Source organism: Streptomyces termitum (genome assembly GCF_014650175.1).
Taxonomy (GTDB): Bacteria; Actinomycetota; Actinomycetes; order Streptomycetales; family Streptomycetaceae; genus Streptomyces; species Streptomyces termitum.
Genome location: NZ_BMUL01000009.1, coordinates 179,483 through 199,756, shown reverse-complemented (window position 1 = coordinate 199,756; position 20,274 = coordinate 179,483). Strand labels below are relative to the sequence as shown.

26 protein-coding genes are annotated in these 20,274 nt (G+C 74.7%); 15 read left to right on the top strand and 11 right to left on the bottom strand.

Annotated elements, in window-relative coordinates:
* The first annotated feature begins 76 nt into the window (after positions 1-76).
* On the top strand, positions 77-343 hold the full coding sequence (locus IE219_RS18965) for a type B 50S ribosomal protein L31 (protein ID WP_189978906.1): 267 nt from the start codon (positions 77-79) through the stop codon (positions 341-343).
* Between the two features lie 106 nt (positions 344-449).
* On the opposite strand, the gene IE219_RS18960 is transcribed toward IE219_RS18965, so the two are convergent.
* From IE219_RS18960 to IE219_RS18940, 5 genes are all read right to left on the bottom strand, one after another.
* Positions 450-947, bottom strand: coding sequence for a peptidylprolyl isomerase (locus IE219_RS18960; RefSeq protein WP_189978904.1), 498 nt, complete (start codon positions 945-947; stop codon positions 450-452).
* Positions 948-1,071: 124 nt separating this feature from the next.
* Positions 1,072-1,290 carry a hypothetical protein gene (locus tag IE219_RS18955; protein ID WP_229849859.1) on the bottom strand — a complete coding sequence of 73 codons (219 nt, stop codon included), beginning with the start codon at positions 1,288-1,290 and terminating at the stop codon, positions 1,072-1,074.
* Between the two features lie 82 nt (positions 1,291-1,372).
* Entirely contained in the window at positions 1,373-1,879 is a 507-nt protein-coding gene (locus tag IE219_RS18950; protein ID WP_189978902.1) for an NUDIX domain-containing protein, read from the bottom strand.
* Between the two features lie 83 nt (positions 1,880-1,962).
* Positions 1,963-2,829 (bottom strand): YhjD/YihY/BrkB family envelope integrity protein, encoded by an 867-nt coding sequence (locus IE219_RS18945; RefSeq protein ID WP_189978900.1) that lies wholly within the window; start codon positions 2,827-2,829, stop codon positions 1,963-1,965.
* An 80-nt stretch (positions 2,830-2,909) separates the two neighbouring features.
* Complete coding sequence (locus IE219_RS18940; protein ID WP_229849858.1) at positions 2,910-3,275, bottom strand: luciferase domain-containing protein; 366 nt, start codon at positions 3,273-3,275, stop codon at positions 2,910-2,912.
* Between the two features lie 188 nt (positions 3,276-3,463).
* Here IE219_RS18940 and IE219_RS18935 point away from each other — a divergent pair, with 188 nt between their 5' ends.
* Positions 3,464-3,676: a helix-hairpin-helix domain-containing protein gene (locus IE219_RS18935; protein WP_189978898.1), complete on the top strand. Its 213-nt coding sequence runs from the start codon at positions 3,464-3,466 to the stop codon at positions 3,674-3,676.
* Between the two features lie 66 nt (positions 3,677-3,742).
* Entirely contained in the window at positions 3,743-4,330 is a 588-nt protein-coding gene (locus IE219_RS18930; protein ID WP_189978896.1) for a nucleosidase, read from the top strand.
* Between the two features lie 26 nt (positions 4,331-4,356).
* Here the strand turns inward: IE219_RS18930 and IE219_RS32455 are convergent, their stop codons facing one another.
* On the bottom strand, positions 4,357-4,668 hold the full coding sequence (locus tag IE219_RS32455; RefSeq protein ID WP_308434029.1) for a hypothetical protein: 312 nt from the start codon (positions 4,666-4,668) through the stop codon (positions 4,357-4,359).
* A gap of 59 nt (positions 4,669-4,727) precedes the next feature.
* On the opposite strand from IE219_RS32455, the gene IE219_RS32450 reads away from it, so the two are divergent.
* The 4 genes from IE219_RS32450 to IE219_RS18910 all read left to right on the top strand — a co-directional run bounded on the left by IE219_RS32450 (position 4,728) and on the right by IE219_RS18910 (position 8,486).
* Complete coding sequence (locus IE219_RS32450; protein WP_308434028.1) at positions 4,728-5,006, top strand: hypothetical protein; 279 nt, start codon at positions 4,728-4,730, stop codon at positions 5,004-5,006.
* Positions 5,007-6,014: 1,008 nt separating this feature from the next.
* Entirely contained in the window at positions 6,015-6,599 is a 585-nt protein-coding gene (locus tag IE219_RS18920) for a TMEM165/GDT1 family protein (protein ID WP_189978894.1), read from the top strand.
* A 184-nt stretch (positions 6,600-6,783) separates the two neighbouring features.
* Positions 6,784-8,109 (top strand): M20 metallopeptidase family protein, encoded by a 1,326-nt coding sequence (locus tag IE219_RS18915; protein WP_189978892.1) that lies wholly within the window; start codon positions 6,784-6,786, stop codon positions 8,107-8,109.
* Between the two features lie 56 nt (positions 8,110-8,165).
* Positions 8,166-8,486 (top strand): cupin domain-containing protein, encoded by a 321-nt coding sequence (locus tag IE219_RS18910; RefSeq protein WP_189978890.1) that lies wholly within the window; start codon positions 8,166-8,168, stop codon positions 8,484-8,486.
* A gap of 95 nt (positions 8,487-8,581) precedes the next feature.
* Here the strand turns inward: IE219_RS18910 and IE219_RS18905 are convergent, their stop codons facing one another.
* Positions 8,582-9,127 carry a tetratricopeptide repeat protein gene (locus tag IE219_RS18905; protein ID WP_189978888.1) on the bottom strand — a complete coding sequence of 182 codons (546 nt, stop codon included), beginning with the start codon at positions 9,125-9,127 and terminating at the stop codon, positions 8,582-8,584.
* A 202-nt stretch (positions 9,128-9,329) separates the two neighbouring features.
* Between IE219_RS18905 and IE219_RS18900 the strand changes: the two genes are divergently transcribed.
* Positions 9,330-10,997 carry an extracellular catalytic domain type 2 short-chain-length polyhydroxyalkanoate depolymerase gene (locus IE219_RS18900; RefSeq protein WP_229849857.1) on the top strand — a complete coding sequence of 556 codons (1,668 nt, stop codon included), beginning with the start codon at positions 9,330-9,332 and terminating at the stop codon, positions 10,995-10,997.
* A gap of 47 nt (positions 10,998-11,044) precedes the next feature.
* A complete protein-coding gene (locus tag IE219_RS18895) occupies positions 11,045-12,502 on the top strand; it encodes a threonine/serine exporter family protein (protein WP_189978886.1) in 1,458 nt (485 codons plus the stop codon).
* 18 nt (positions 12,503-12,520) lie between these two features.
* On the opposite strand, the gene IE219_RS18890 is transcribed toward IE219_RS18895, so the two are convergent.
* A complete protein-coding gene (locus tag IE219_RS18890; RefSeq protein WP_229849856.1) occupies positions 12,521-13,042 on the bottom strand; it encodes an SRPBCC family protein in 522 nt (173 codons plus the stop codon).
* A 95-nt stretch (positions 13,043-13,137) separates the two neighbouring features.
* Between IE219_RS18890 and IE219_RS18885 the strand changes: the two genes are divergently transcribed.
* Both IE219_RS18885 and IE219_RS18880 read left to right on the top strand, forming a co-directional pair.
* Complete coding sequence (locus IE219_RS18885) at positions 13,138-13,737, top strand: PadR family transcriptional regulator (protein WP_189978884.1); 600 nt, start codon at positions 13,138-13,140, stop codon at positions 13,735-13,737.
* Positions 13,738-13,835: 98 nt separating this feature from the next.
* On the top strand, positions 13,836-14,294 hold the full coding sequence (locus IE219_RS18880) for a peroxiredoxin (protein WP_189978882.1): 459 nt from the start codon (positions 13,836-13,838) through the stop codon (positions 14,292-14,294).
* 197 nt (positions 14,295-14,491) lie between these two features.
* Here the strand turns inward: IE219_RS18880 and IE219_RS18875 are convergent, their stop codons facing one another.
* Both IE219_RS18875 and IE219_RS18870 read right to left on the bottom strand, forming a co-directional pair.
* The gene (locus tag IE219_RS18875) at positions 14,492-14,866 is read right to left on the bottom strand and encodes an SHOCT domain-containing protein (RefSeq protein ID WP_189978880.1); all 375 of its coding nucleotides are present in this window, start codon (positions 14,864-14,866) and stop codon (positions 14,492-14,494) included.
* 4 nt (positions 14,867-14,870) lie between these two features.
* On the bottom strand, positions 14,871-15,308 hold the full coding sequence (locus IE219_RS18870) for a DUF6325 family protein (RefSeq protein ID WP_189978878.1): 438 nt from the start codon (positions 15,306-15,308) through the stop codon (positions 14,871-14,873).
* Between the two features lie 163 nt (positions 15,309-15,471).
* Between IE219_RS18870 and IE219_RS18865 the strand changes: the two genes are divergently transcribed.
* The 4 genes from IE219_RS18865 to IE219_RS18850 all read left to right on the top strand — a co-directional run bounded on the left by IE219_RS18865 (position 15,472) and on the right by IE219_RS18850 (position 18,599).
* Positions 15,472-15,870 (top strand): SHOCT domain-containing protein, encoded by a 399-nt coding sequence (locus IE219_RS18865; RefSeq protein ID WP_189978876.1) that lies wholly within the window; start codon positions 15,472-15,474, stop codon positions 15,868-15,870.
* A 99-nt stretch (positions 15,871-15,969) separates the two neighbouring features.
* Complete coding sequence (locus tag IE219_RS18860) at positions 15,970-16,413, top strand: RrF2 family transcriptional regulator (RefSeq protein WP_189978874.1); 444 nt, start codon at positions 15,970-15,972, stop codon at positions 16,411-16,413.
* Positions 16,414-16,493: 80 nt separating this feature from the next.
* Positions 16,494-17,681, top strand: coding sequence for a globin domain-containing protein (locus tag IE219_RS18855; RefSeq protein WP_189978872.1), 1,188 nt, complete (start codon positions 16,494-16,496; stop codon positions 17,679-17,681).
* Positions 17,682-17,834: 153 nt separating this feature from the next.
* Positions 17,835-18,599, top strand: coding sequence for an acetate and sugar kinases/Hsc70/actin family protein (locus IE219_RS18850; RefSeq protein ID WP_189978870.1), 765 nt, complete (start codon positions 17,835-17,837; stop codon positions 18,597-18,599).
* A gap of 711 nt (positions 18,600-19,310) precedes the next feature.
* Here the strand turns inward: IE219_RS18850 and IE219_RS18845 are convergent.
* Positions 19,311-20,099 (bottom strand): polysaccharide deacetylase family protein, encoded by a 789-nt coding sequence (locus IE219_RS18845; protein WP_189978868.1) that lies wholly within the window; start codon positions 20,097-20,099, stop codon positions 19,311-19,313.
* Between the last annotated feature and the right edge of the window lie 175 nt (positions 20,100-20,274).

The following is a 20,274-nucleotide window of genomic DNA, read 5'->3' as shown; positions in this document are numbered from 1 at the left end:
GGGGAGGCTGGGAGGGTCCGGGCCGATCGGGCCGGACGAGGCGGGGCGGTCGCGGACCGCCCGAGGAGGAGGTCCCGTGCAGCAGGACAAGCAGCCCGACTACCGGCCGGTGGTCTTCCGCGACCGTTCGGCGGGGTACGCCTTCCTGACCCGGTCGACGGCGACGAGCGAGCAGACCATCGAGTGGGACGACGGCCGGACCTATCCGGTGGTGGACGTCGAGATCTCCTCGGAGAGCCATCCCTTCTACACGGGGAAGGCGCGGACCGTGGACACGGAGGGCCGGATCGCGCGGTTCGAGCGCCGGTACGGCGAGGGCGGCGCGGACGCCGGGAGCGCCTGAGGCGCGCGGCGCGGGGGCGGCGCGGGGTGACACGGGCCGGGGCGGTGGGAGGAGGCGTCCGCGGACGTCCTTCCACCGCCCCGCCGTGCGGGGTGGCCGGGTCGGCTCAGCCCTCGACGACGCCGGACTTGCCGATCTTGATGACGGCGCTGGTGGAGCCGGAGCGGGAGCCCAGGGACTCGACCTTCTTGACGACGTCCTGGCCCTCGACGACCTCGCCGAAGACGACGTGCTTGCCGTCGAGCCAGTCCGTCACGACGGTGGTGATGAAGAACTGCGAGCCGTTGGTGTTGCGGCCCGCGTTCGCCATCGAGAGCAGGTACGGGCGGTCGTGCTTGAGGTCGAAGTTCTCGTCCGCGAACTTCTCGCCGTAGATGCTCTTGCCGCCGGTGCCGTTGCCCCGGGTGAAGTCACCGCCCTGGAGCATGAAGGCGGGGATGACGCGGTGGAAGGGGGAGCCCTCGTAGCCGAAGCCGTGCTGGCCGGTGGCCAGCTCGCGGAAGTTCTGCGCCGTCTTCGGGACGACGTCGTCGAACAGCTTGAAGACGATCCGGCCGGCGGGCTCGTCGTTGATGGTGATGTCGAAGAAAACGTTGTTGCTCATGGGGACATCCTGTCATTACCCGCGCACCGCGCGCGCACGGGCCGCCTTCCGGCGGGTCACGGCGTGCCGGTGCCCCGCGCCGGACGGGGCGCGGGGCACCGGTGGGGAAGCGGGGGCCGGAGGGTCAGCGGAGGCCCTGGCCGGAGCCGTCGGCGACGGTGTGCTGCACGTTCGTGACGGTCTCGTGGAGGACGGTGGAGGCGCCGTCCTCCTGAAGGAGGCCGGTGGCCCCGCCCAGGCCCAGCGGCGTCTCCGCGGCGCTGGCCTGCGGCGGCGGGGTGATGAGGGCGGTGACGACGCCTGCGGCGAGGGAGGCGATGGCGAGCATGCTGCGCTTCTTCATGCCCTGGTCAACTGCTGGGACGGGAAAGGGTTACGGGTGTCCGGCCCGCCGCTCCCCCGGCGGTGCGGCGGCCGGGGCCCGCTCACGCCTCCGCCGGGCCGTTCTCCAGGTAGACGGGGCCGCCCGTCCGGCGGGCCCGGTCGATCGCGGCGAGGCGCGCGAAGTCGCCGGGGGCCATCTCCCGGCGCCACTGGTCGAGGGTGCGCAGCGCGTAGGAGGTGTGCTCCTCCGGGGCGAGGACGACGGCGGCGATCTGCTCGTCCGTCAACTCGCCTCCGTCGAAGATGAAGCCGATGTGGTTGGCGGGCCAGTGCCGGGTGCCCCGGTCGCGGACGAAGTGGGTGCCGAGGAGGCGGGGTTCCCCGGTGAAGACCAGCCCGGTCTCCTCCCGGCATTCGCGGACCGCCGTCTCCCAGGGGGTCTCCCCCGGGTCCATGTTCCCGCCGGGCCACTGCCAGACGTCCTCGCCCCGGGTGGTGCGGAGCTGGAGGGCGCGGCCGGCGGTGTCGGTGAAGTAGAGGCAGGCGTACGCGGTCGCGCGGGGCAGCGTCTCGACGTACTCGGCGGGCGGCAGCCAGGTGTTCGCCATGGGCGGTTCTCTCTCGACGGAAGGGGCGGGGCGCCTCCCATCCAAGCGGTCCGGCGGGGCGGGCCGGCCCGCTCCGCCGCCGATCACCGGATCGTGTGAGCCTCCCTGGTGAGGCGGCGGCGGAGGCGGAGTTCGTGGACGAGGCGGCCGGCGAGGGCGCCGCCGTAGACGACGAAGCCGACGCCGACCAGCCAGGACTGGAGGACGAGGACGGTGCCGAACTGGCCGTAGGTGACGGCGTTGGAGGCGATGAGGGGGGAGAAGACGAGCTGGGAGAAGATCCGCAGGCCGAGGAGGCCGAGGGCGGTGAGGACGGCGCCGGGGAGGAGGGCGCGCCAGCGGATGCGGCCGCACAGGAGGAAGCGCTGGGACCACCAGAAGAAGAGGAAGGTGCCGGCGAGGTCGCCGAGGGCGACGGCGGCCGTGACGGCGGCGGGGGCGTGTTCGGGGGCGGGGAAGGCGACGAAGAGGAGGAGGGCGGCGATGAGGACGCCGAGCCAGACGACGTGCCGCCACATGGTGTGCCAGCGGGCGGTGGGCAGGTCCCAGGCCCGCTCGTAGCCGGTCTGGACGGCGGAGCCGAAGGTGACGCCGAAGGCGGCGAGGGCGGCGAGGCCGAAGGCGGTGGTGCGCTGGAGGGCCTGGCCTGGCTGGCCGAAGAGGCGTTCGACCTCTTCCTGGGAGACCTCGGTGACGCCGAGGCCCTGGACGAGCCAGCGGGCGAAGCCCTGGCCCCGGGAGAGGTCGGCGGCGGCCACGACGATGAGGAGGGGGACGAGGGTGAGGAGGCTGAGGGCGGCGAAGCCCATGGCCCGGTGCATGAGCTCCATGGCGCGGCCCCGGTTCCAGGCGAGCCCTGCGGGTGAGGCGAGCAGGCGGGCGTGCCAGCGCTGGAGCCGGGGGCCGTGGTCGGGCGGCGGATCGCTCGGCGTACCGGGTGTGGAGGGCATGACTGGTCCGCTACCCGCCGGAGGCCCGGGTGTCGCGCCGGTGCGGCCGAACGGGTGCGGAGGGGGCGGGGCGGGGCCGGTCAGCGCTGGGCGAGGACCGGGCTGGCGCGGGTGCAGCGGTCCGGGGCCGCGTCGGGGGCGGAGGTGGCCTGGAGCGCCGCGCTGACCAGGGTGGCGAGCAGGTCGATGTCGGAGCCGGCGTCGAGCCGGACCGTCACCCACCCGGAGCCGGCCCGGAGCCGTACGGCGGTGGAGTTCTGGAGGGCGGGCCGCAGCCTGGCGACCATCGCCCGGGTGAGATGGACGTCGGCCTCGTGCTCGCCGTGGAAGTGGACGATCTCCTCCGTCGCCGTCCCGAGGCCGATCTCGGCACCGCAGTGCGCGTGGCCGCGGGTCAGCGAGGGCCAGCTCATCAGACGTTCACTGGCATGCCTGGCCGTGTTCATACGAGGAGCGTGCCGGGCCGCGGGGCGCCGCACAAGCGTCCCGGCGAAAGATTCCCGTCCAGGCCGGAAACCGACCCCCGGAAAGGGAGATGTGACGGTATGTCACCACTGTGGGTGGACCGGGGGAAGCGCTCCGTCACCGCGCCGCACCGGCGGCGGGGCGCCCGTCCGCGTGGCACGATCTCCGCATGGCCACGAACGGATCCGACCGCCCCGCGACCGACTTCCCGCGCGGTGTGGGCGCGCCCGCGACCCGCGCCCTCGCCGCCGCCGGCTACACCCGGCTCGACCAGCTCGCGGGCGTGCCCGCCGCCGAGCTCGCCGCCCTGCACGGGGTGGGTCCGAAGGCGCTGCGGGTGCTGGGCGAGGCGCTCGCCGAGCGGGGCCGCTCCCTCGGCTGAGCCCGGCCCCGCCCGCCGTCCGGTCCCGGCTGTACGGCCGCCGGGCGGGCGAATTAGCGTGGGGGCATGGAACTCCTGGGAGACATCGCCCCCGACCGCCCGCTGCTCGTCCTCGCCGTCAAGGAGGAGGCGCAGTTCCTCGACACGGACCTGCCCGTGCTCCTCACCGGCATGGGCAAGGTGAACGCGGCGACCGCGCTCGCCACGGCGCTGGCCCGGGGGCCGCACCCTTCGGAGATCGTCAACCTGGGCACCGCGGGCGCCCTGCGCGCCGGCTGGACCGGGACGCACGTGATCGGCACGGTCGTCCAGCACGACTTCGACGGCCGGCTGCTGGCGACGCTGACCGGGGAGTCCTACGGGGCGCCCCTCGCGCTCCCCGCCGACGGGGACGTGGTCCTCGCCACCGGGGACACCTTCATCTCGGACGAGGCCGCCCGCGCCCGGCTGGCGGAGCGGGCCCCGCTGGTCGACATGGAGGGGTACGCCCTCGCCCACGCGGCCGCGCTCGCCGGGGTGCCGCTGCGGCTCGTGAAGCACGTGAGCGACGAGGCGGGCGACGGCGCCGACCGCACCTGGCGCGAGTCGGTCGCCGCCTGCTCCCGGGAGCTGGCCGCCTGGGCGGCGGCGCACGTCCCGGCGTACCGCGCCTGAGCCGTGCGCCCGCCCCGTGCGGCGGGTCAGGGGTTCTGGAAGTGGACCTCCGGGGCGGTCGGGGACGGGCCCGCGAGGATCCCGTCGGGGGCCCCGCGCAGGTGGCGGTCGAAGAAGGCCGCCAGGTAGGCGCGGGTGAGCGTGACGGCCCGGTCGGCCGGGAGCTCGTCCCCGGGCAGGCCGAAGTGCCGCTGCATCAGCGGAAAGTCGGTGAAGGTGGGGTGGGTGGACCCGGCCACCGTCAGCCAGCGCTTCCAGCCGTCGAGTCCCGGCCAGGTCCGGTCCCAGGAGGTGTCCAGGCCGCCGGGCAGGTGGGTCGCGTCGTGGGTGCCGAGCATGAGGAAGGGCCGCCCGCCCAGCCCCCCCGGCGGGGAGGTCCCCCCAGAACGCCCCGTCCATGTTGGCGCCCGCGTCGACCCGGCGGTCGGCGGCCATCGTGGTGGCGGCGCTCGCGCCGCCGATGGAGTGCCCGGCCATGCCGATCCGGCGGGCGTCGATGGTCCGGGCGTGGCGCCAGGCGGGCCGGGGGCCGGTGAGCCGGTCGAGGACGAACCGCATGTCGGCGGCCCGGGTGGTCGTCACCACGTCCGCGGGGACGCCGTGCTCGTCGAGGTCGGCGCAGGCGACGCAGTCCAGCGTCTCGCCGCCCGGCAGGCTGATGCCGTACGACTCGTAGGCGTGGTCGACGGAGGCGACGACGTAGCCGCGCGAGGCGAGGTCCTCGGCGAGGTGGGTGAGGGTCCAGCGGGAGACCGAGAACCCCGGGGAGAGCAGGATCAGCGGGCGGCGGCCGGGGGCGGGGCGGACGTCGGTCCTGCTGTGGGTGCGGGTGGCGGCCAGGACGTCCGCCGGGATCGCGCCGGTGAGGCCGAGGCCGTCGATCATCCGGCGCGCCTCCTCGCGGGTCGCGTACGGGGCGGGCCGTCCGCCGCCGGACCGCGCGGCCGGGTAGTGGAGGGTGACCATCAGCCGGCGCCCGTCGGCCGTGGGCACCCAGGGGTCGGTGCGGGAGCGGTCGGTGAGCGGCAGGACGGTGCTGCCCACCGGGTACGGCCCGGTCGGCGCGGGCAGCGTGAGCGGCACGCCGACGGGGGCGGTGGCGGTGGCCGCGAGAGGGCGGGCGGGGTCGGGGGCGGCGGTGGCGACGCCGGCGGTTAAGGCGAGGGAGCAGGCCAGGAGGGCGGTCGAGGCCGCCCGGACGATGCGTGTCATGCGGGTCACGGTAGGAGCATCCCCTCGGACCGCGCGTCCCTCCGGGGGCGTACACGGGGGTATACCTCGGGCCGATGCCGGGCGGGACGCCGGGAGCGGACCGCGCCGTGCCGCTCCATGTCGCGCCGCGCCGTGTCGTGTCGTACCGGAAAAGCATCACCCTGAAGTGGAGGGTGAGGGTCCGCTCCTCCTCCCGGCGTTCGGCGGACCGGTGATCACGTCGTACACGCGGTCGGTTAGACTGGGCGGAGCGAAGGGGAGTAGCCCTGCGAACCGGTCGTCGACACACTGGAACCCCCGGGTTCCCGGTGACCGGGTCCGCGCACGACGCGGACGGGCGAGACCTTCGGCCAGGCATCACCGCGTCCGCATCTCCGTGGGCGTGGTCCTTCATGCCGGGCCGAGTGGTCCTCCCGTCGCCTCCGAGGCGCTGTGCTGGCCGGTCGGTCCGGACCGAGCAGAGAGCGCCGGTATGCACCTCGACCCCGTGGCGATCGTCACCGCCTTCGGGCTGATCTTCCTCGCCGAGCTTCCCGACAAGACGATGTTCGCGTCGCTCGCCATGGGCACGCGGATGCGTCCCCTCTACGTGTGGATCGGCACCTCCACCGCCTTCGCGGTGCACGTCGCCATCGCCGTCGGCGCCGGCAGCCTCCTCGGGCTGCTCCCCGGCTGGATCGTCAAACTCGTCTCCGCGCTCCTCTTCGGCTTCGGCGCCTTCATGCTGCTGCGCGGCGGGGGCGACGACGACGGGGAGGAGGGCGGCGGCAAGACCGTCACCGGTTTCCTGCCGGTCTTCTCGACCGCCTTCATGGCCGTCTTCATCAGCGAGTGGGGCGACCTGACCCAGATCACCACCGCCAACCTCGCGGCCACCAACGGCACCGCGTCGACCGCGATCGGCTCCTTCCTGGCGCTCACCACGGTCTCCGCGCTGGCCCTGGTAGCGGGCCGCTTCATCGCCAAGCGGGTCCCGCTCAAGACCGTGCAGCGGATCGGCGGCGTCTGCATGGCGGGCCTGGCGATCTGGTCGCTCGTCGAGGTCTTCACCGGCTGACGCCCGTCCGCCGCGCCCCTCCGGGGCCGTGTCCCGCACCGGCGGGGCGCGGCCCCGGAGCCGTTCCCGGGCACGCGCCCTTCCGTTCTCCGCCGCCGGACGGCGAGCCTGCTCCCCGGGGCGGTCGCGGTGCGGCACCGTCCGGGGAACAGACACAGCAGACACAGTGACGGAAGGACGGCCCGTGAACAGCGGTCTCCCGCAGCACGACCCCCGGAACGACGACCCGGTCCACGCCGAGCTGGACCGGCGGGCGCGGGAGGTGGCCGACCAGGTGATCGCCTGGCGCCGGCACCTCCACCGGCATCCCGAGCTGTCCAACCGGGAGGAGGGGACGGCCCGGCTGGTCGCCGAGCACCTGCGGGGTCTCGGCCTCGACGAGGTCCGCACCGGCATCGCCGGGCACGGGGTGGTCGGCGTGCTGCGCGGCACGGCCGGCGGGGACGGCGGGCGGGTGGTGGCGCTGCGCGCGGACACCGACGCGCTGCCCGTGAAGGACCTGTGCGGGGCGGACTTCGCCTCCGAGACGGTGGACGCGGAGTACCCCGGCGGCCCGTTCCCCGTCTCGCACGCCTGCGGCCACGACTGCCACACGGCGATGCTGATGGGCGCGGCGACCGTGCTCGCCGGGGTCCGCGACCGGCTGCCGGGCACCGTCGTGTTCGTCTTCCAGCCCGCCGAGGAGGGCCCGCCGGTGACCGAGACGGGCGGGGCGCTGGCGATGGTCGAGGAGGGCGCGTTCGCCGATCCGGTGCCGACGATGGCGTTCGGGATGCACGTGACGCCGTATCCGAAGGGGTACGTGGGCTACCGGGTGGGCAACCAGTACGGGGCGTCCGTCCTGGTCCGGATCACCGTCGACGGCAAGCAGGTGCACGGCTCCACGCCGTGGCAGGGCGTCGACCCGATGCCGGCGGTGGGGGCGGTCCTCACCGGGATCGGGCAGCTCTACCGGCAGGTGTCGGCCTTCGACCCGGTCACGGTCACCATCGGGCACGTCGAGGACGTCGGCCGGTTCAACATCATCGGGCAGACGGTGACCCTCTGGGGCACCGTCCGGTGCGCGGTGGAGTCCGACATGGCCGAGGTCAGGGACCGGCTGCGGCGGCTCGCCGAGCACTCGGCGGCGGCGTACGGGGCGACCGCCGAGGTGGAGTACCTCCAGCCGGTGCCGCCGGTGCACAACAGCGGGCCGTGGGTGGCGGCGGGGCTGCCGACGCTCCGGCGGGTGGCGGGCCAGGAGCGCGTCACCGAGACGGGGGCCACCCTGGGCTACGACGACGTGTCCGAGCTGATCGCCCGCTTCGGCGGCCTGTACGTGATGCTCGGCGTCCAGGACGCGGTGCTGGACGAGGCGGGGGTCCCGGTGCCGGCCAAGGGCGGGCGGGGCCTGGTCACCAACCACAATCCGCACTTCTACGCCGACGACGACACCCTGGTCACCGGGGTGCGGCTGCACGCGCACGTGGCCTACGACCACCTGCGGGGCGCCCTGGTGCCGGAGGGGTGACCCCGTGCGGCGGCGGCCCGAGTTGCGTCCCCGCGCGCAGCCGGGAGGCTGGGAGCATGAACCTGGACCTCACCGCCCTCGCCGACGAGCACCTGACCGCCGCCCGGAGCGCGCCGCACGGGCGCAGCGCCCATCTGGTGCTGCACGACGGCGTGCTGCGGCAGACCGTGATCGCGCTGATCGCCGGGACCGCCCTGGACGAGCACAACGCTCCCCCGGCGGCCAGTCTCCAGGTGCTGCGCGGCCGGGTGCGGCTGACCACCCCGGGGTGGGAGGCCGAGCTGGCGGAGGGCGCGCTGCGGATGATCCCCAAGGAGCGGCACGGGCTGGCCGCGGTAAACGACTCCGTGGTGCTCCTGACCGCCGTCAACGACTGACGGCCGTCCCGCCCACCCGTACCGCCGTCAACGGCTGACGGCGGTCTCGCCCGGCCGTGCGCGCCGTCGGACGGCCGTCCCGCCCGGCCGTTCCGTCACCCGGCGCCCTCGATCGCGTCGAGGTCCTGGGCGTAGTGCTCGATCGCCGCCCGGTAGGCGCGTACCGACGGGTCCTCGCTGGTGGCGGCGAGGAGGGTGAGCAGCAGCCGGGTGGCGGCGTGGTGGCGGCCGGTGTTGTACAGGGCCATGGCCAGGAACGCGCGCAGGGCGCCGTCCTCGGGGAACTCCTCGACGGCGGCGCCGAGGAGCGCGGCGGCGTCCTCGTGGCGGCCGAGCGTGCGGTAGGTGCTGCCGAGGCCGAGGAGGGCGCCGCGCCGGTCCTCCTCGCCGAGCCCGGTGCCCGTACCCGTGTCGGCGAGGGCCCGTTCGTAGTACGGGACGGCTTCGGCCTCACGGCCGAGGACGTCGTGCGCCCAGGCGGTCTGGTAGGCGACCTCGGCGTCGGCGGGGAGGCGGTCGGCGAGGGCGACGAGGCGGACGCGGGCCTCCTCCTTGGCGGTCTCGTCGGGCCGGGAGCGCAGGGCGACCGCTTCGCCGAGCAGCCGGTCGCGTTCCTCGGGGGAGGGTTCGGGGTGGTTCATCCGGCCATGATCGCAAGCGGGATGCCGGGGCGCCCGCCGGGGGGTCGGGGCGTACGGGGAGGGCCGGGGGCGTCGTGCCAGGTGACGGGCCGCCATAGGGGCCGGGCGGCTTTGTGGCGGCCCGCCCCATGGAGGAAGGCGGCGGCGCGGCCATAGCCTCCCGGCCGATCCCCCGTCAGGAACGAGCCACCGGGAGTCCCCCATGCGTTCCCCCCGCGCGCCCCTGTCCCGCCGTCCTCTCCCTTCTCTTCGCTCCCTCCGCGCGCCGCGCTCCCCGCGCCGCCGGTTCGGGGCGTTCGCCGTCGCGCTGGCCTGCGCGGCGGCGTCCCTGCTGCCTGCGGCCGGTCCGGCGGCGGCCGCCGCTCCCCCGCCGGTGGCCGGCGCGCTCTCCGCGTACGACATCGGCGCCGTGTACACGGCGGGCGTCTCCTCCGGCGGCTACATGGCGACCCAGCTGCACGTGGCGTACTCGGGCGCCGTCGCGGGGTCGGCGGTCTTCGCCTCGGGGCCGTACGACTGCGCGCGGGGCTCGCTGCCGACGGCGCTCAACGCCTGCATGGACACGGTCCAGGGGCTCTCCGTCGCCGCGCTGGAGCAGGCCACCCGGGACCGGGCGGCGCAGGGCCAGGTGGATCCGGTGGAGAACCTGGCGGGCGATCCGGTGTACGTGTTCGGCGGGTCGAACGACACCACGGTGAAGCGGCCGGTGGTGGACGCGCTCGCGGACTACTACGGCCGGTTCGGCGCCCGGGTCCGCTACGACCGCTCGACCGCCGCCGGGCACTCCTGGGTGACCCCGCTGGGCCCCAACTCCTGCGCGGTGACGGCCTCCCCGTACCTCAACGACTGCGGCACCGACGCCGAGGGCGCGCTCCTCGGGCACCTGCTGGGCGCGGTCGCGCCGCCCGGGTCCGGCACCGGCGGCACGCTGGTCCGCTTCGACCAGGACGCCTACGCGCCGGGCGGCAGCGCCGCCGCGCTGTCGATGGGCCGGGAGGGCTTCGCGTACGTGCCCGCGTCCTGCGCGGCGGGCGCGCGGTGCTCGCTCCTGGTGGCGCTGCACGGCTGCAAGCAGGGGTACGCGTACCAGGGCTTCGGGACGCGCTTCGTGGAGAACGCGTACCTCAACGAGTACGCCGACACCAACGGGCTGGTCGTGCTCTACCCGCAGGCGGCGCCGACCTCGACACTGGAGAACCCCAACGGCTGCTGGAACTGGTGGGGCTACCTCGGGGACACCGCCTACGCGCGGCACGGCGGGAAGCAGATCGAGGCCGTGATGGGGATGGTGCGGGCGCTCGGCGGGGGCGGCGGGACCGGCACGCCGCCGTCGGACGGGCGGACGGTGCTGGCCGCGACGGACGCGGAGACCGGGTACGTGAAGGCGGCGGCGGACGGCTCCGGCGCGGCCGTCGGCACCCTGAAGGGGCTGTACGGGCTGGCGCTCGGGCGGGGCGCCGACGGCCGGACCAACCGGACCGTGGTCTCCTTCGACACCTCGCGGATCCCGGCCGGGAAGGAGGTCACCCGCGCCTGGCTGACCGTCACCCGGTCGTCCGGCTCGGGCGACCCGTGGTCCTCGCCGGCCGGGAACCGGCTCCTCGCCGACGTGCGGACGGGCTGCTTCGGCGGGTGCGCGGTGGAGGCGGCGGACTTCTCGGCGGCGCCGACGGTGGCGGGCGGCGCGGAGATCGGCGCGTTCGCGTCGGGGAGCGCGGTCTCCACGGACCTGTCGCCCGCCGCGCTCGCGGCACTGAACCGGGGCGGGACGACGCAGTTCCGGCTCGGTTTCGCGCAGGCCCAGGCCGGGACGGCGTACCTCTTCGTGAACCAGGGCGCGCCGGTGACGCTGACGGTGGAGTACCGCTGACGGCCGGGGGCGGCCTGCTGCCGGGCCGCCCCTGTTAACGTTCATGAATGCGGCTTTCGTCCCGATTCGATGTGCGTGGTCTCGCCCGCCGGGCGGCGGCCCTGCGGCCCCGGCGGACCGACGCCACCGTCACCCTCCCGGAGGACGACCGCGCCGACCGGGAACGGCTCCGGGACCTCGCCGCGCTCCTGTGCGAGCTGGGCTCCGACCTGCTGCGGGCGGCGGAGCGCAGCTCCGAGGTCGAGCGGACGCTGCACGACGTCGCCGCCCGCTACGGCACCCGGGCCCGCTGCTTCGTCGTCCCCACCGGCCTCTTCGTCCGGGTCGGCGGCGGGCCCGACGGCCGGGGCGGCGAACTCGACTTCTCCCCGGTCGATGGCCCCGACCTGCGGCTCGACCAGGTGGAGGCGCTCCAGGCGCTGGTCACCCGGATGCGCGCCGAGGAGGTCCCCTTCGCCGAGGTGCGGCGGGCGCTGCGGGAGAACCGGGAGCGGCCCGAGCGGTTCAGCCCGGCGGCCACCGTCTTCGGCTACGTGCTGCTGACGGTCGGTCTGGGCACCATGCGGCACGCGACCCTGCCCGCCGTGGCCGGATACGCGGCGCTCGGCGCCGGGGTCGGCCTGCTCCGCCTCTTCGGCGACCGACTGCCCGTCGCCCGCACCGCCCTGCCGGTGGTCGCCGCCATCCTCGTCACCGCCGCCTCACTGCGCTGGGCCGGTCCCCTCCTCCACGAGAACCCGGCCGTCCTCTCCATCCCGCCGCTCATCGCCTTCCTGCCCGGCGCGGCGCTCACGCTCGGCGCCATCGAACTCGCCACCGGAGCCGCGCTCTCCGGGATGTCCCGGCTGGCCGGGGCGGTCAGCGTCCTGCTGCTGCTCTCGCTCGGCATCCTGGTCGGCTCCGAACTGCTGCGGCCCCGCCCCCCGGACGGGCCCGCCGCCGCGCCGCTGGGCGCGTGGGCGCCCTGGGCCGGCGTGCTGCTCCTGGGCTTCGGCTTCCTGCTGTACTTCTCCGCCCCGCCCCGGGTCACCGGCTGGCTGCTCGGCGCGCTCCTCACCGAACGGCTGGTGCAGACGGTCGCCTCCGGGATCGCCGGGGCGACCTTCGGCGCCTTCGCGGCCGGGGCGCTGCTGCCGCCGATGGCGAGCTGGATCGAGAAGCGCTCCCGCACCCCCGACCAGGTCGTCTTCCTGCCCTGCTTCTGGCTGCTGGTGCCCGGCGCGGTCGGCCTCACCAGCGTCTCGGAGATCATCGTGCGGAAGGACACCGACGGCGGGCTGGCCAGTCTGGTCGGCACCGTCATCACGGTCGCGGCCATCGCCCTCGGCGTCCTGGTGGGCGCCGGTCTCCAGCGCCGGCCCCGGCTGCTGCTGGGCGAACCGGCGCCGAGCACCCCGGACGCCGACACCTCGACGTCCGCCGCCGGGCCGTCCCCCACCGGGCCGTCCGCCGCCGGGCCGTCCCCGACCGGGCCGTCCGCCGCACCGCCGGAGAAGGCGGCGTAGCCGCGCGGGGCGAGGTCCTCAGCGGGGCGGCTCGGGGAGCTCCTCGCCGGTCTCCAGGAGCGACTTGAGACTGGAGACGATGGCGGGCCAGCCCTCGCCGACGAGGCCCCGCAGCAGCCCGTCCGGCACCAGGCCGCCGTGGCGGACGGTCAGCCGCACCGTGTCCCCGGAGGGTTCGACCTCGAAGGCGACGGTGGACCGGGGCTCGCGGGAGAGGCGCGCGTACACCTCCTCGTCGAGGCGGACCGCCCGCGCCCAGGCGGGGGTGAAGGTGTGCCAGGTGTACGCGAGGCAGCGGCCCGGCACCGCCTCGACGACGACCTGTCCGGGGTCGGCGGTGCGGCGGCCGCCCTCCTCCCAGACCATCGGCGACCCCGGGGTCCACTCCGTCTCGAAGGCCACGCCCCAGTAGCGCCGGGTCAGCTCCGGCTCGGTGAGCGCCTTCCAGAGTTCGCCGGGGGTGGTCCTGATGTAACTGGTGTAGACGTACGTCGAGGTGTCCATGGCACAAGCTAGGCAGGCGGCGGGGTCCGCTGCCATGCGGGAGGGTCCGTTCCGGGCCCCACGGACCGTGGATCGTCCGCCCGTTGAATAGGTGCGGAGGAAACTATTCAACGGACTGCTAGCGTGTCCGGATGTCCCTCAAGCACGCCGTCCTCGCCGCTCTCCTGGAGGGCGAGGCATCCGGATACGACCTCGCGAAGATCTTCGACGTGTCCGTCGCCAATTTCTGGGCCGCCACCCCCCAGCAGCTCTACCGCGAGCTCGACCGCCTCTCGGAGGCCGGTCTCATCACGGCCCGGATGGTCGAGCAGGAACGCCGCCCGAACAAGCGGATGTTCAGCCTCACCCCGGAGGGACGCCGGGACCTCGACTCCTTCACCTCCGTCGCGCCCCGGCCGACCGCGGTGCGCGACGAGCTGATGGTGCAGGTGCAGGCGTGCGACGGCGGCGACACCGAGGCGGTACGGGGGTTCGTGGCCCGGCGGATGGACGCCTCGCGGGACCGGCTCGCGCGCTACGAGCGGCTGCGCGAGTGGCTGTTGGGCGGCCGGGACGAGGAGGCGTACCTGCGCGAGGCCGAGCGCGTCGGCCCGTACCTGACACTGATGCGCGGCCGGTCCCTGGAGGAGGAGAACCTCCGCTGGGGGGAGCGGGTGCTCGCGGTCCTGGAGGCCCGGATCGCCGCCGGGCGGGACGGCACCGGGGTGACGGCGGCTCCTACCCTGCGGTAGAACTCTCGGGTACTCGGGTACCGCGCCGGGCCGGCCGGCGGACCGGGCAGAGGCGCACACCGGCGCGGCCGGGGGCGCGCGGAGAGAGGGCGGACCCCATGGATGTCGGCGACCTCGTCGAAAACTTCACCCTTCCGGATGAAACCGGGACCCCCCGCACCCTCACCGGGCTGCTGGCCGAGGGGCCGGTCGTCCTCTTCTTCTACCCGGCGGCGCTCACCCCGGGCTGCACCGCCGAGGCGTGCCACTTCAGGGACCTGGCCGCCGAGTTCCGGGCGGCGGGCGCGCTGCCGGTCGGGGTGAGCGGGGACGCGGTGGAGCGGCAGCGGGAGTTCAGCGAGCGGCACTCGTTCGGCTATCCGCTCCTGGCCGACCCGGAGGGCACCGTGCGCGAACGGTTCGGCGTCCGGCGCGGCTTCTCGCTGGCGCCGACGAAGCGGGTCACGTTCGTCATCGGGCAGGACCGCCGGGTGAAGGAGGTCGTCCGCAGCGAACTCCGCATGAGCGCCCACGCGGACCGCGCCCTCGCCGCGCTGGCGGCCCTGCGCGCCTCCTGAACCGCTTCCGGTTCGGTCCGGCCCAGCCTGGTCCGGCCCGATTCGGTTCGGTCCGGCCAAGTCCGGTTCGGTCCGGCCAAGTCCGGTCCGGTCCGACCAAGTCCGGTCCGGTCCGACCAAGTCCGGTTCGGTTCGGTCCGGTTCGGTCCGGTTCGGTTCGAAGGCGCGTCGGGGGCGGGCGGGTTCGGCGCCGGTCCTCAGGTGCCGAGGAGGCGGGCCTTGGCCGCGGCGAACTCCTCCGGGGTGAGCAGGCCCTGCTGCGCCAGTTCGCCGAGACGGGCGAGCTGTTCGGTGAGACCGGCCGGGCCCTGCCCGGTGGGGGCGGGCGTCGCCTGCTGGGGCTGCGGCGGTGCCTGCTGGGGTTGTCGGGGTTGCTGTGCCTGTCGAGACTGCTGCGTCTGCTGCGTCTGGAGGTCGGCGATGGCCTCTTCCTGGTCCTGCTCGCGGCGGGCGGCCCGCGCCTGGCTGCGGCCCGCGGCGTACGCGGCTCCGCCGACGAGCGCGCCGCGCAACAGCGGGGCGCCGGCCGGCCGGACCACCGGGCGGGCGAGGGGGCGTCGTCGCATGAACATCGGATCAGCTCCTTCCGGCGGCCTCGGCGACCGCCCGGCGATAGGCGTCCCTGGCCTCGTCCACGTACGCGTCCGGGATCCGCACGCTGGCGGCGACCCGGCCGCCGGCCTCGCGGATCGCCTCCGCCGCGTCGGCCGCCCAGATGTGCTCGACCAGCAACATCAGCGCACAGGAACCGGGTTCGAGGGCCGCCGCCGCCTCGGCCGCGTCCTCGGGGCCGAGCAGGTTCGCCTCGGGGCCGATCTCCTCGGTGGCGTCGTCGTACTCGTCGTACTCGACCAGTTCGGAGCTGGAGACCTCTCCCGCCTCGGACTTGACGACCACGAGCGAGTCGATCAGCCGCACCTGCCCCGCCCTGCGCAGATCGGCGACGGCCGTGACCGCCGCCACCTTCAGCCGCTCGCCCGGAAAGGCGAGCACGACGCATTCCACCGGTCCCATGGCACTCCGCTCCCTGGTCGCTCCGCCCCATCCGACCACGCCCGGATGCGGGCCGCACCCGGAGTACGGACGGGCCTTCCCGAGGTGCGGGGCCGGGGCGGGCGGGTGACACTCGCACCGACGCCCGGTCCTCCCGGCCGGCGCGGGAACGGAGTGCGCGGCCATGGACGACTACCCCCTCCTGAACGTCTTCTGGACGATGCTGTGGTTCTTCCTCTGGATCATGTGGCTCTTCCTGCTGTTCAAGGTGATCACGGACATCTTCCGCGACCACGAGCTGAGCGGCTGGGGCAAGGCCGGCTGGCTGATCTTCTGCATCGTGCTGCCGTACCTCGGCGTGCTGGTCTACGTGATCGCCCGGGGCAAGGGCATGGGGCTGCGCGACGCCAAGCAGGCGAAGGAGGCGGAGTCCCGCTTCCAGGAGTACATCCGGCAGACGGCGGGCACCCAGGGCGGGGGCGGGAGCGCCACGGACGAGCTGGCGCGGCTCGCGGAGCTGAAGGAGAAGGGCGCGATCACGCCCGAGGAGTTCGAGAAGGCGAAGGCGAAGGTGCTCGCCTGACCCCCGCCGTCCCGCCGCCCCGAGGGCGGTTCCCCACCCGGTGTCCCGGACCCGCCCCCCTAAGGCGAGTCCGGGATACCTCTTTGATACGGTCTTTGCGTGAGGTTGACCAAGTTCACCGACCTGGCCCTGCGTGCCGTGATGCGCCTGGCAGTCGCCGACGACGAGGAACCGCTCACCACCCGCAGGGTGGCGGAGGAGGTGGCCGTGCCGCACGCCCACATGGCGAAGGTGGTCACACGACTCCAGCACCTCGGCGTGGTGGAGGCCCGGCGGGGTCGCGGCGGCGGGCTCGCGCTCACCGACTTCGGGCGGCGCTCCTCGGTCGGCTGGCTGGCCAGGACCCTGGAGGGCGACGAGGAGGTCGTCGGCTGCGAGGCCGATCCGCCGTGCCCGCTGCGGTCGGCCTGCCGACTGCGCGGTGCCCTGCGGGAGGCGCAGGACGCCTTCTACCGGGCGCTCGACCCGCTGACCGTCGCCGACCTGGTGCGCTCCCCGACCGGCCCGGTGCTGCTCTCCCTCACCCCCCGCCCCCCGTCCTGATCCACCCCCCGGGCGGCTCCGGCCGCACGGGGTTCGCTAGAGTTTTAAATGCGTAGATCATCTACCAGTTTGGAGTTCCCATGCTGTCCGAGCAGGCCGTCCCCGTCGTCCGTGCCACGCTGCCCGCCGTCGGCGGGGCGCTCGACCAGATCACCGAGCGCTTCTACGGCCGCCTCTTCGCCGCCCACCCCGAGCTGCTGCGCGACCTCTTCAACCGGGGCAACCAGGCCAACGGCGAGCAGCGCAAGGCGCTCGCGGGTTCCATAGCCACCTTCGCCGTCGCGCTCCTGGAGCACCCGGACACCCGGCCGGACGCCCTGCTCTCCCGCATCGCGCACAAGCACGCCTCGCTGGGCGTCACGGCGGACCAGTACAAGATCGTGCACGAGCACCTCTTCGCCGCGATCGTGGAGGTGCTCGGCGAGGCCGTCACCCCCGAGGTCGCCCAGGCGTGGGACGAGGTCTACTGGCTGATGGCGAACGCCCTCATCGCCATCGAGAGCCGCCTCTACCAGGAGGCCGGCGTCGCGGACGGCGAGGTGTGGCGCCCGGTGCGGATCTCCGAGCGGCGCGACGAGACGGCGGACACCGCGTCCTTCGTGCTCACCGACACCGACGGCGCCCCGCTGCCGGCCTTCAGGCCCGGCCAGTACGTGAGCGTGCGGGTGGCGCTGCCGGACGGCGCCCACCAGATCCGCCAGTACAGCCTCTCCTCCGCGCCCGGCCGCGACTCCTGGCGGATCACCGTCAAGCGCGTCGACGGCGACCCGGCCGGCGAGGTCTCCACCTGGCTGCACGGCAACGCGCGGACCGGCGACGTCCTGGAGGTCTCGGCCCCCTTCGGCGACCTGGTGCTGCCCGAGGGCGACGCCCCGCTGCTGCTCGCCTCCGCCGGCATCGGCAGCACCCCCATGCTCGCCATGCTCGACCACCTGGCCGCCACCGGCGACCGCCGCCCGGTCGTCGTCGTGCACGCCGACCGCTCCCCCGAGGCCCACGCCCACGTGGCCGAGCTGCGCGAACTGGTCGGCGCGCTGCCCGAGGGCAGCCTGCACCTCTGGTACGAGGAGCCGGGCGCGTCCGGCGCCCGCGCGGGCCTCGCGGACGTGACCGCGCTGGAGCTGCCGGCCGGCACGAGCGCCTACCTGTGCGGCCCGCTGCCCTTCCTCCGGGCGGTCCGCGGCGACCTCGTCGCCTCCGGCGTCGCCGCGGCCGATGTCCACTACGAGGTCTTCGGCCCCGACCTCTGGCTGGGCTCGGAAGCCTGATCCCCCACGCTGTCCCCTCACGGCCGGGCCCCGACGGGTCCGGCCGTGATCCTTCGATCCCCAAGCACCATGGCGTTCCCGCTACGGATCCTGCATAGTTTGAGCGCGTATCGACCAAGTAATCAGCGGGTCGACAGGGAATGGACGGAAGCGATGGGATCGTACGGAGCGGGCGCCGCCCACCGGGACGCGCAGCGGCCGGTGCGGGGGATCGCCCTCGACATCGGCAGTTCACGGACCCGGGCCTGGGCCCCCGGAGCGGGCGTCTTCGCCAATGTGCCGAGCGCGGCGTTCGGGCGCGGCCGGGATGCGGACCACTCCTCCCGGCTGTCGCTCCTGAAGCGGGTGACCGCCGCCGTGCCGGGGGCCGGGGAGCACGACACGGTCGTGATGCTGACCCATCCGGTGCTCGCCGACCCGGCGGAGCGCGAGGCGGCCCGCCGGGTCGTCGCCGGTCTCGGACCGGTGCGGGTCATCGCCGTCGACAGCGCGCGGGCGACCGCCGCCTACGCGGCGCCGGACGGCGTCGGCCCGCTGCTCGTGGTGGACCTCGGGGCCCGGCTGACCGAGGTCACGCTCGTCGTGGACGGACAGGTGCAGGACGCCCGGCTCGCCGAGATCGGCGTGGACGACCCGCCGACGCACGGCGACGTCCCCGAGACGGTCGCGGGCACGGCCGCCGACATGGTGAGCGACCTGTGGCGCGGGGACCGCACGGGCGCCGTGCGCGGGGCGCTGCGCCACGGGGTCCTGGTGACCGGCGGCGGGGCCCTCCGGCTCGACGTCACCGCCCGCCTGGCGCACGTGCTGCGCGCCCGGGTGCGCCTGGCGAACGACCCCTCGACCAGCGTCGTCCGCGGCGCAGGGCTGATGCTGGCCTCCGCCCTGCGCGGGACCGAGGACCGGCACAGCGCCTGAGCCGGCGCCCCCGGTCCGGGGCGCGGGGCTCGGCCGTGCGTCTCGCGGCCCGGTCGGCGAGGCAGTCGTCCCCGCGCCCGGCCGCCCCGGCGAGGACGTCCCGGACACCGGGCCCGTCCGCTCCCGCGGGGGAGGCGGGCCCGCCGGAGCGGGCGGGGGCGCAGCCGGCGAGCAGGGTCAGCGCGGCGGCGGCCAGCAGGGTACGGCGGGTGAGCGGTGGCGCGGCAGACTGCATGGGTCCCCCTCGGCGCGGTGGCGTTTCGGCTGGTCGGAGGGCCGGAGGATGGTCGTCGGACGGCCCGTCGAATGACTGCCCGAGCAACCGTCCAGTATGCGAGACCTCACTCGAACGGGCCGAACGCGCCGTAGTGAGCGCCTTCCGAGCGCCCCGAGCGCCTCGCGGCCCCCGACCGGCGCACGGCCCCGGTCCGCCCCTCGGCACGCAGAGGGCGGGCCGTGACATGGCGGAGCCCCGGCTGGACGGGGGATTCCAACCGGGGCTGCTCACCGTGACGGACGAAGGGCGGTCACCTCTGGGGGGGACCTTGGGGACCGGGCCCCTCCGTCGTCACATAAGGAAGAACGGGGGATGCCTGCCGAATGTTCCGGAGCGTCCGGAGTAGCCCCTGTGAGTCGGATCACCCTTTTTGGGGCGACTGCCGGGACACCCGGGCACCCGTACCGGCCGCCCCTCCTCGCCAGCCCTCCTCGTCAGTCCTTCTTGTCGGGCCGGTAGACGGCACCGGCGCGGGCGGTGCCGGGGGCGAGGAGTTCGGGAACGGTGACGAAGGTGTAGCCGCGCTTGCCCAGTTCGTCGATGATGCCGGGGACGGCGGGGACGGTGCCGTCGTAGATGTCGTGGAGCAGGATGATGCCGTCGCGGTCGGCCTGGTCGAGGACGCGCTGGCGTATGAGGTCGGAGTCGGTGGTGGAGTAGTCCTTGGCGGTGACGCTCCACAGCACCTGCGCGAGGCCGAGCTCCTCGCTGACCTTCTCGACGGTGTCGTCGGTACGGCCCTGGGGCGGGCGCATGAGGACGGGCTTGCGGCCGGTGATCTTCGCTATGGCGTCCTGGGTGCGGGACAGCTCCTCGCGGACGGTGGCCTCGTCGAGGTCGGTGAGGATGCGGTGGGACCAGGTGTGGTTGGCCACCTCATGGCCTTCGTCCGCGATGCGCCGGACGACGTCCGGGTAGCGGTCGACGTGCTTGTGACCGAGGAGGAAGAAGGTGGCGGGGACCCGCTTCTCCTTGAGGATGTCGAGGAGCCGGGGGGTGTCCTTGCCGGGGCCGGCGTCGAAGGTGAGCGCTATGCACTTCACCTCGGAGCAGTCGACGCGACGCGCCGCCGCACCGGCCTTCCCGTCGTCCTCCGCCTCCGCCCGTGCGTCCTGCGGCGTGACGACGCTCATGCCGCAGCCGCCGAGGGTGAGCATCAGCGTGGTGGCGGCGAGCAGGGCCGCGGTCCTCCCACCGCGACGACTCGGCCTGGATCGGAACATGGTGGTACCCGCTTTCCCCGGTTTCGTGGTCGATCGGGCCACGGGCGCGCCGGGTCAGGGCGGGCCGTGTCGTGGCCACGCCGAACTCTACATTCGGTGTATACCGAGGTCGGAGCGGGGGTCCCCCTCACGGAACGGAAGGCTCCACCCCGGACGGGACCCGTCCGTCCCGCCC